Below are 3,015 nucleotides of genomic sequence, written 5' to 3'. Positions count from 1 at the left end.
GTGGATACGAGTAACCCTCATGCTGCAAGTTGCCTCGCATAAAACTCCCGTTCATAGGCAGCAGGGGATAAATACCCCAGTCTTACCTGCCTGCGTTGTCTGTTGTAGAAAACCTCTATGTATTCTGTGATCTCCTTGATTACCTCATCCCTTGTCGCATAACGTTGATGATAGACAAGTTCGTTCTTCGGGGCATTGTCATAGCAATTGCCCTTTTTGCTCATGGAGGCTCTCATATTGTACTGTTCAAGGAGCTTCACGTAATCACTTGAACAGTACTGGCTACCCCGGTCAGAATGATGAATCAGACCAGATTCGGGCCGTTTTGTTTCCACTGCCCGGAATAGGGACTGGCTCACAAGGTTCTTTGTTATCCTGGGACCCATTTAAGTATCCCACTACTTCTCCCGTGAAGATGTCCTTATGGCCTGTACAATACAACCAGCCTTTTTCTGTAGGTATATAGGTAATGTCACTTACCCAGACCTGATTCGGTGCCGTTGCCTCGAACTGTTGGTTAAGGAGGTTCTCTGCTACAGGCAATGTATGCTTTGAGTCTGTTGTTGCCTTAAACTTTCGTATTTGTTTACAGCGTATCCCTAACTTTTTTCTGATGCGCCTGATCCGGCAGATGCCTACCTTCACCCCGTGTTCCGCAAGGTCACGCTGTAACCTTTCGGGCCCGCAGGTCTCACGGGTCCTTTTGTGTGCAGCACGTATCTCTATCTCCAGTCTTCCCTCCTGCTGAGATCGTTTTGAGGGTGGACGATTGAGCCATTTGTAGTATCCGCTTGGTGATACGTCTAATATGCGGCGCATCATCGGTATTGGATACGTGAGTCGCATCTGCCTCATGATCGCGTACCTGGCAGCGACTCCTTGGCAAAGTACGCGGCTGCTTTTTTTAAGAAATCATGCTCCATCTTTATTATAGCCAGCTCCCGTTTGACCCGGGCAAGTTCCATTTCTACCTCTGTAAGCGGTCTCTGCTGCATGCCAACTTTCTGAAGCTTGCCTTCACCGCTCGCCTTAACCCAGTACCGAATTGTTGAAGGGGCAATTGATAATCTGCGTCCCACTTCCGGTACAGTTAACCCGCCCTCTGTTACCAACTTGACAGCTTCCTCGGGAAGCTCCTTTGTGTAGATACCTTTTGGAATCCTTTCCATGCTGACACCTCCGTCATATTATTTTATCACAACTTTGGTGTCCACTAAATCCATCTTACATCATACCATAGCCAAGTATATGGGGCATAAAGACTTAAAATCGACAAGGAGGTATACACACCACGACTCAGAAAGTTTGCGTGTAAGCTTGGGAGCAATAGAAAAAATGACCGGGGCATTGAAAAAGATAGTAAGTTAATGATAATTTACTACAGTTTTACTACAGTTTTAGTGTATGCTTCTGTAAACTGTTGCGTCCATAGCTCAAATGGACAGAGCGTTGGACTACGAATCCAGAGGCTGCAGGTTCGAATCCTGCTGGGCGCATTATGGATGAGATACTTAAGAAAAAATGACAGTTATGGATAATACATAGACACCTCTTAAAAGGAGAAGGCCATGTTTAACGAGAAACAAAAACTAACCGAGATTATCAATTTAGGACTTGAAGTTACCCAGGTCAGGGATATCGACTTACTACTTGAACATATACTCACAAAAGCCAGGGGTTTTGTTAATGCTGATGCCGGCTCTATATATATAAAAGAAGATAACAGGCTGAAGTTTAGGTATACACAGAACGACACCCTTCAGAAAAGGTTGCCACCTGGTAAAAAATTGATATATTCTACATTTTCAATACCTATAAATAACCGGTCAATTGCAGGCTACGTTGCCAGTACAGGAGAAATGCTTAACATGTCCGATGCCTATGAACTCCCGGAAGGTATCCCTTACTACTTCGACAAATCGTATGACCGTATATCCAAATATCGTACACAATCTATGCTGACCTTTCCCCTTAGAAATAACCGAGGGGAAATCATCGGAGTGTTACAGCTGATCAATGCGAAAGATAAAATGAATAATATCATAGGATTTTCCAAAGAGGACGAGCCTCTCGTCATGCATATTGCAAATAATGCTGCCATTGCCATTGAAAGGGCACAGATGACAAGAACTATTATTCTCCGTATGATAAAGATGGCAGAGTTGAGAGATCCAAAAGAAACTGGTGCGCATGTTAACCGTGTGGCCTCATATGCTGTTGAAATCTACGATGCATGGGCAACTCAAAGAAGCATCCCACAGGATCAGATAGAAAAAAACAAGGATGTTCTGAGAATGGCTGCGATTCTCCATGATGTGGGCAAGGTTGCGATTTCAGATACGATCTTAAGAAAACCTGGGAAACTTGACAGTGATGAGTACGAGATTATAAAACAGCATACCTACCTCGGGGCAAGACTATTTACCGATGCCCGTTCAGACTTTGATGAGGCAGCCTTTATTGTAGCATTAAACCACCATGAACGATGGGATAGCAACGGCTATCCGGGTCATATTAACTATTCCACCGGGAAACCGATCCCTGGATATGAAACCTCAAATGGAAAGGCAAGTGGAAAAAAAGGAGAAGAAATCCCGCCATTTGGGCGGGTAGTTGCTATTGCCGATGTATACGACGCCTTATCTTCTCAAAGGGTATATAAAGAAGCCTGGGATGAAGCAAAAATTCTCGAAACTTTTGAAAAGGAAAAGGGTAAACAGTTTGACCCCGAGATGATAGATGTCTTTTTTTCCATTCTTGATGTTATCCGTAGTATCTCTGAAAGGTATCCCGAAGAATAACAATCCCTATAATATATTCATCAAATCTTATTTAATTAAATCACTCGTTTGATTTTATAACTATAATCTCTATTCTCCTGCTCAAAAAATTTAGGTTATATATCCTCTCCTAAGGGTCTTGTAAAGGTAAAGTCTCCAGGTTTTGTCAGAAATTCATCAACAACTCTTCCAGAAGTGTCTTGTGAGAAAATAACAAAAGGCGCAGTGACAAGGG

1 protein-coding gene, 1 tRNA gene and 1 pseudogene are annotated in these 3,015 nt (G+C 43.2%); 2 read left to right on the top strand and 1 reads right to left on the bottom strand.

Annotated features, from left to right (window positions below):
• Positions 1-17 precede the first annotated feature (17 nt).
• Positions 18-1,169 (bottom strand): annotated as a pseudogene (locus NTU69_04920) (IS3 family transposase).
• Positions 1,170-1,422: 253 nt separating this feature from the next.
• Between NTU69_04920 and NTU69_04915 the strand changes: the two are divergent.
• Positions 1,423-1,496, top strand: a tRNA-Arg gene (locus NTU69_04915).
• Positions 1,497-1,568: 72 nt separating this feature from the next.
• Positions 1,569-2,801: an HD domain-containing protein gene (locus NTU69_04910; GenBank protein MCX5802863.1), complete on the top strand. Its 1,233-nt coding sequence runs from the start codon at positions 1,569-1,571 to the stop codon at positions 2,799-2,801.
• The last annotated feature ends 214 nt before the right edge of the window (positions 2,802-3,015 follow it).

The sequence above is a fragment of the Pseudomonadota bacterium genome (genome assembly GCA_026388215.1).
In the GTDB taxonomy this organism is placed as follows: Bacteria; Desulfobacterota; Syntrophorhabdia; order Syntrophorhabdales; family Syntrophorhabdaceae; genus JAPLKF01.
Note: the sequence above shows the minus strand (reverse complement) of the source record. Positions and strands in the feature narration are given on the sequence as shown.